Below are 6514 nucleotides of genomic sequence, written 5' to 3' on the forward strand. Positions count from 1 at the left end.
AAAATCCCCGTATCTTTCGATACGAGGATTTTTAATATGGTCGGGGTAAGGGGATTCGAACTCCTGACATCCTGCTCCCAAAGCAGGCGCGCTACCGGACTGCGCTATACCCCGGTAAAAAAAAGGCACCCTCAAGAGGCGCCTTCTGCGAACAGAGCTTTTGGCGTCTGATCTTAAGATTCAATCCCAGTGTTAACTGGTTTCAAAAATGGTGGGTCGTGTGGGATTCGAACCTACGACCAATTGGTTAAAAGCCAACTGCTCTACCAACTGAGCTAACGACCCAAAAATGGTCGGGGTAAGGGGATTCGAACTCCTGACATCCTGCTCCCAAAGCAGGCGCGCTACCGGACTGCGCTATACCCCGGTTTGAAATTGGCTCCGTGACCAGGACTCGAACCTGGGACCCAATGATTAACAGTCATTTGCTCTACCGACTGAGCTATCACGGAACTACACATTTCAATTTACATCTACAACGGTGAAGCTTTACTGCGTTCTCTTCGACTCGTTCGCATCGCTGCGTTCGTGTGTCTGAGGCGCGCTATTCTACAATCTTCAGAACCTCTGTCAACCCCCTAAATTGCTTTCAAGTTAATGATTTGCAACTTATTTTAGATTCCTGCCTGGAAGGCTGAAACCCTGGCGGGTGACTTACTGCGGGGCGCACTTTACAAGCCTTTTCCTTAGAGTTCAACAGCCTAACGAAAAAAAGGCCTCGCAATGCGAGGCCTTTTCAATTTTCCTGCCGTCGGGGATCAGACGAAGACGATTTCTTCGTTTTCCACCACACCGTGGGCAGTGTCCCCGGGCATGAATCGGCCCGACAGAATCAACTGCGCCAGCGGGTTTTCGATCCAGCGCTGGATAGCTCGTTTGAGCGGCCGTGCGCCGTACACAGGGTCGTACCCTACCGCGATCAGCTTATCCATGGCTTCAGGGCTGAGATCAAGCTTCAGCTCCCGCTCGGTCAGGCGGCTACGCAGGCGACCCAACTGGATCTCGGTAATACCAGCGATCTGATCTCGCGCCAATGGCTCGAAGATCACCACTTCGTCGACCCGGTTGATGAACTCCGGCCGGAAGTGCGAGGAAATCGCATCCATCACCGCCGCACGCTGCGCCTCACGATCACCGACCAGTTCCTGGATTTGTACCGACCCCAGGTTGGACGTCATGACAATGACGGTGTTCTTGAAGTCCACCGTGCGGCCATGGCTGTCAGTCAGACGACCGTCCTCAAGCACTTGCAGCAAGACGTTGAACACGTCCGGGTGCGCTTTCTCGACTTCATCCATCAGGATCACCGAGTAAGGCTTGCGACGCACCGCCTCAGTCAGATAACCGCCCTCTTCATAGCCGACATAGCCAGGTGGCGCGCCGATCAAGCGAGCCACGGAATGCTTCTCCATGAACTCGGACATATCAATTCGCACCATCGCCTCTTCGGTATCAAAGAGGAATTCGGCCAGCGCCTTGCACAGCTCGGTTTTACCGACACCGGTGGGGCCGAGGAACATGAACGAGCCACTCGGCCGGTTAGGATCGGACAACCCGGCACGGGAACGCCGTACCGCGTTGGAAACCGCAACCACCGCTTCTTCCTGGCCAATCACACGTTGGTGCAACAGGCTTTCCATCTTCATCAGCTTTTCACGCTCGCCTTCGAGCATCTTCGACACGGGAATCCCGGTCCACTTCGATACGACTTCGGCGATCTCTTCTTCAGTCACCTTGCTGCGCAGCAACTGGTTTTCGGCTTTGCCATGCTGGTCGACCATTTGCAGGCTGCGCTCCAGGTCCGGGATTACCCCGTACTGCAACTCGGCCATGCGGTTCAGGTCGCCTTTGCGGCGAGCGGCTTCCAGTTCCTGACGGGACTGTTCAATCTTCTGCTGAATCTGCGCAGAACCCTGAACTTCGGCTTTTTCCGAGTTCCAGATTTCTTCGAGATCCGAGTACTCACGCTCATGACGAGCGATTTCTTCCTGCAATTTTTCCAGACGCTTTTTCGCGGCGTCGTCACTTTCTTTCTTCAGCGCCTGGGATTCCACCTTCAGCTGAATCAGGCGACGTTCCAGACGGTCCAGCACTTCCGGCTTGGAGTCGATCTCCATGCGGATGCGGCTGGCGGCTTCATCGATCAGGTCGATGGCCTTGTCCGGCAACTGCCGGTCAGTGATGTAGCGATGGCTGAGCTTGGCCGCCGCAATGATCGCGCCGTCGGTGATCGCCACCTTGTGGTGCACTTCATAGCGTTCTTTCAGGCCACGCAAAATCGCAATCGTGTCCTCTTCACTTGGCTCGTCCACCAATACTTTCTGGAAGCGTCGCTCAAGAGCGGCATCCTTCTCTATATATTGGCGGTACTCGTTAAGCGTGGTTGCACCGACGCAATGCAGTTCGCCACGTGCCAAGGCTGGCTTAAGCATGTTGCCTGCATCCATCGAGCCCTCGCCTTTACCGGCGCCGACCATGGTGTGCAGTTCGTCGATGAACAGAATGATCTGCCCTTCCTGCTTCGATAGTTCATTGAGCAAGGATTTCAGGCGTTCTTCGAACTCACCGCGATACTTGGCACCGGCAATCAACGCCCCCATGTCCAGGGACAGAAGACGCTTGCCCTTGAGGCCGTCCGGCACTTCGCCGTTGATGATGCGCTGGGCCAGACCTTCGGCGATGGCGGTTTTACCAACGCCCGGCTCACCGATCAGCACTGGGTTGTTCTTGGTGCGGCGTTGCAGCACCTGAATCGTCCGGCGAATTTCGTCATCACGGCCGATCACCGGATCGAGCTTGCCGTCTTCGGCACGCTTGGTCAGGTCGACGGTGTATTTATCCAGCGCCTGACGCGCCTCCTCGTGGTTAGGGTCATTGACGGCCTCACCACCACGCAGGTTATTGATCGCATTTTCGAGGGCTTTCTTGCTCACGCCCTGACCGAGCAACAGCTTGCCGAGCTTGCTGTTTTCGTCCATGGCCGCGAGCAGTACCAGCTCGCTGGAGATGAACTGGTCGCCCTTCTGCTGAGCCAGGCGGTCGGCTTGGTTGAGCAGACGTGCCAAGTCCTGCGACATGTTGACGTCGCCGGTCGGATTCTGGATTTTCGGTAGCTGGTCGAGCTCTTTGGTCAGCTCTTTACGCAGGCTGTTGACGTCGAAGCCCACCTGCATCAGCAGGGGCTTGATCGAGCCACCTTGCTGTTCGAGCAAGGCTTGCATCAAGTGCGCCGGCTCGATGGCCGGATGGTCAAGACCGACGGCCAGTGATTGGGCGTCGGATAAAGCTAACTGCAATTTGCTTGTTAAACGGTCTATACGCATGGGTCACCTTCCTTTTGAGCAGGCCGGACCTATAGAACATCCTGAATGAAGAAACCTGCCAGATACCACAATAGATGTGGTCGATTCTGGAAGATTCAAGCGTCGTGATGTTGATGCAGGTCAAGCAAGTCTAGCGGTCGTGTCCTGTCTCTTTCGAGACAAGGCACTACAACCAGACTAGGGAGGCGAAGCGACCGGTGCGGGAAGCGCGGCGATAAGAAAAGAAGCGCGGATCGGACACGGTGCAGAAACCGCCACCGTAGACGGCAGTGACGCCGCGCGCAGCCAGACGCAGGCGAGCCAGCATATAGATGTCGGCCATGTACTTGCCGGGGTTTTGACTTGGCACAAAGGCATCTGCCGCTTGCGGCAATTGCTGAACGAAGGTCTCGCGCACTTCAGGGCCAACTTCGAAGGCTTGCGGGCCGATGGCCGGGCCAAGCCAGACCAGCACCTCTTCGGGGGCCGTGGCGAGTGCGTCCAGTGTGGCTTCTAGCACGCCACCCGCCAACCCGCGCCACCCCGCATGAGCGGCCGCGACACGGGTACCGGCACGGTCACAAAACAATGCAGGCAGGCAATCAGCCGTCATCGCCGTGCAGGCGATACCGGGTGTCGACGTCCAGCTGGCGTCGGCAGTGACCACCTGGCTTGGGTCGGCATGGGCCACGACAATGCCGTGGACCTGCTGCAGCCAGGCCGGTTGTATGGAGAATTGTTCGGTAAGACGACGGCGATTTTCGGCGACAGCCTCAGGGCTGTCGTCGACATGATCGCCAAGGTTGAGGCTGTCGAACGGCGCCAGGCTGACGCCGCCCGCTCGGGTGGTGACACAGGCTTTGACCCCGGCCGGCGCGGGCCAGTCTGGAATCAGCCAGTCACTCATCCGATGAACGCCTCGCGGTCTTGCTTGAGCAGGGTCAGCAACCAGACGAAATCTTCCGGCAACGGCGATTCCCAGCTCATACGTTGACCGGTCGTCGGGTGATCCAGCTCCAGGAACCGTGCATGCAGGGCCTGACGCGGGAAGTGCTTCAACGACTCGACCATGGTCGGGTTGGCGGCCGGCGGGATTCGGAAACGACCGCCGTAGGCAGGGTCTCCGACCAACGGGAAGTTGATGTGCGCCATGTGCACGCGAATCTGGTGCGTACGACCGGTTTCCAGCTTCACCCGCACGTGGGTGTGAGAGCGGAAGCGTTCCAGTACGCGGTAATGGCTGACGGCCGGCTTGCCACCTTCCATTACAGCCATGCGCTGACGCTGCTGGCCGTGACGACCGATCGGCGCATTGATCTTGCCGCCGGCAGTCACTACGCCGATCACGATGCATTCGTAGATACGGCTGACACTGCGGCTCTGTAATTGAGCGACAAGTTTTGTCTGCGCCTGAATGGTCTTGGCCACCACCATCAAACCGGTGGTGTCCTTGTCCAGGCGGTGCACGATACCTGCGCGGGGCACATTGACGATGTCCGGCACGTGGTGCAACAAGGCGTTGAGCAAGGTGCCATCAGCATGCCCGGCGGCAGGGTGTACCACCAGGCCTGCAGGCTTGTTGATCACCAGGATGTCGTCATCTTCGTAGACGATGTCCAGCTCGATGTCCTGGGCGACCCATTCACCCTGGGCTTCCTGCTCGGCAGTCAGCTCCAGAATGGAGCCACCGTGAACGATGTCACGCGGTCGGATGACCGCACCATCCACAGTCAGGCGGCCCTCTTTGATCCAGGCGGAAAGGCGCGAGCGCGAGTGCTCAGCGAATAATTGTGCGGCGACTTGATCGAGGCGTTGGCCGCCCAAATCGGACGGCACCTCTGCGCGGAGTTCAATTTTATCGGACATGCTCAGACTAGGCGTCGGCACAGCCTTTGGTTTCGGCTGCGCGCTTGTGGTTAAATACGGCGTCTTTTGCCCCGAGGCTACTCAACGGGGCGCTCATCATAACAGGACGGCCACGCCCAAGACAGCGGCCGTCATAGGGACGCAAGCCGCTATGCAAGTGAAACACCTGCTGCTGATCGCCATCCTCGCATTGACCGCTGCTTGCTCATCGAAGGAAGTCGTAGACGAGAACCTGAGTGAAGTCGAGTTGTACCAACAGGCTCAGGCTGATCTGGACAACAACAGCTACAACAGTGCTACCGCCAAGTTGAAGGCTCTGGAATCGCGTTATCCGTTCGGTCGTTATGCTGACCAGGCTCAACTCGAACTCATCTACGCCAACTACAAGAATGCTGAACCGGAGGCTGCAAAAGCCGCCGCGGAGCGCTTCATTCGCCTGCATCCACAGCATCCAAACGTCGATTACGCTTATTACCTCAAAGGTCTGACGTCTTTCGATCAGGACGTTGGCCTGCTGTCGCGCTTCCTGCCGCTGGACATGACCAAGCGTGACCCGGGCGCCGCCCGCGACTCCTACAACGAGTTCGCCCAGCTGACCAGCCGCTTCCCGAACAGCCGCTACTCGCCTGACGCCAAGCAGCGCATGATCTACCTGCGCAATCTGCTGGCAGCCTACGAGATCCACGTTGCCGACTATTACCTGACCCGTCAGGCCTATGTTGCAGCTGCAAACCGTGGCCGCTACGTGGTTGAAAACTTCCAGGAAACCCCTTCGGTCGGCGACGGCCTGGCGGTGATGACCGAGTCCTACCAGCGTCTGCACCTGGACGATCTGGCAGCCACCAGCCTGGAAACCCTGAAGCTCAACTACCCGAACCACCCGAGCCTTGTGGATGGTCAGTTCGTGCCATCGGTTGCCGAAGCCGACAACCGTTCGTGGCTGAGCAAGGCCACCCTGGGCCTGATCGAATCCCGTCCTCCGCTGCCGCCGGGAGAGACCCGCGCCAACCAGGACGTGCAGAAACAATTCCAGGACGCGAAAGACGCGATCCCTAGCGAACTCAAGCCTAAAAATGCAGACGGCGACGTGATCAAGGAAGAGGATCACGAAGCTGAAGGCAACAATGAAGACCGTTCGTGGTTCAGCTACATGACCTTTGGCGTGTTCGACTGACACGACCGGCGGTACGCAAAGGGAGACTTTTAGTCTCCCTTTTTTATGGTTCTTCACGGAATCCCGGGAAACACAGAAACAAGAACGCCGATTTGATTGATGATGTTCGTGCGAGCAAACACATCTAACAAACCGGCGTTCTTATGCGCGATATTAATACTTTCCTTCCTTT

The 6514-nt window shown here is 57.5% G+C and carries 4 protein-coding genes and 4 tRNA genes; 1 reads left to right on the forward strand and 7 read right to left on the reverse strand.

All coding sequences use genetic code 11. The features are described 5' to 3' along the window. Nucleotides 1-37: 37 nt before the first annotated feature. From ACRESJ_RS30985 to rluD, 7 genes are all read right to left on the reverse strand, one after another. Nucleotides 38-114, reverse strand: a tRNA-Pro gene (locus ACRESJ_RS30985). Nucleotides 115-209: 95 nt separating this feature from the next. After that, nucleotides 210-285 (reverse strand) — tRNA-Lys (locus ACRESJ_RS30990). 5 nt (nt 286-290) lie between these two features. Then, a tRNA-Pro gene (locus ACRESJ_RS30995) sits at nt 291-367 on the reverse strand. Nucleotides 368-376: 9 nt separating this feature from the next. Further along, a tRNA-Asn gene (locus ACRESJ_RS31000) sits at nt 377-452 on the reverse strand. Between the two features lie 306 nt (nt 453-758). Further along, nucleotides 759-3323 carry an ATP-dependent chaperone ClpB gene (clpB, locus tag ACRESJ_RS31005; protein WP_431761305.1) on the reverse strand — a complete coding sequence of 855 codons (2565 nt, stop codon included), beginning with the start codon at nt 3321-3323 and terminating at the stop codon, nt 759-761. A gap of 166 nt (nt 3324-3489) precedes the next feature. Next, the gene (gene pgeF / locus ACRESJ_RS31010) at nt 3490-4209 is read right to left on the reverse strand and encodes a peptidoglycan editing factor PgeF (protein WP_431761306.1); all 720 of its coding nucleotides are present in this window, start codon (nt 4207-4209) and stop codon (nt 3490-3492) included. Beyond that, nucleotides 4206-5168, reverse strand: a complete 963-nt coding sequence (gene rluD, locus ACRESJ_RS31015) for a 23S rRNA pseudouridine(1911/1915/1917) synthase RluD (RefSeq protein WP_431761307.1) — start codon at nt 5166-5168, stop codon at nt 4206-4208. The genes pgeF and rluD overlap by 4 nt, the downstream gene beginning before the upstream one ends. Before the next feature lie 151 nt (nt 5169-5319). Between rluD and ACRESJ_RS31020 the strand changes: the two genes are divergently transcribed. After that, nucleotides 5320-6342 carry an outer membrane protein assembly factor BamD gene (locus ACRESJ_RS31020; RefSeq protein WP_431761308.1) on the forward strand — a complete coding sequence of 341 codons (1023 nt, stop codon included), beginning with the start codon at nt 5320-5322 and terminating at the stop codon, nt 6340-6342. Nucleotides 6343-6514: the final 172 nt, after the last annotated feature.

The organism is Pseudomonas sp., assembly GCF_050739655.1.
Classification (GTDB): domain Bacteria; phylum Pseudomonadota; class Gammaproteobacteria; order Pseudomonadales; family Pseudomonadaceae; genus Aquipseudomonas.

Excerpts from the sequence above, each read along its gene's own strand:
- clpB (WP_431761305.1), bottom strand. The coding sequence starts at position 3,323 with ATGCGTATAGACCGTTTAACAAGCAAATTGCAGTTAGCTTTATCCGAC.
- pgeF (WP_431761306.1), bottom strand. The coding sequence starts at position 4,209 with ATGAGTGACTGGCTGATTCCAGACTGGCCCGCGCCGGCCGGGGTCAAA.
- rluD (WP_431761307.1), bottom strand. The coding sequence starts at position 5,168 with ATGTCCGATAAAATTGAACTCCGCGCAGAGGTGCCGTCCGATTTGGGC.
- ACRESJ_RS31020 (WP_431761308.1), top strand. The coding sequence starts at position 5,320 with ATGCAAGTGAAACACCTGCTGCTGATCGCCATCCTCGCATTGACCGCT.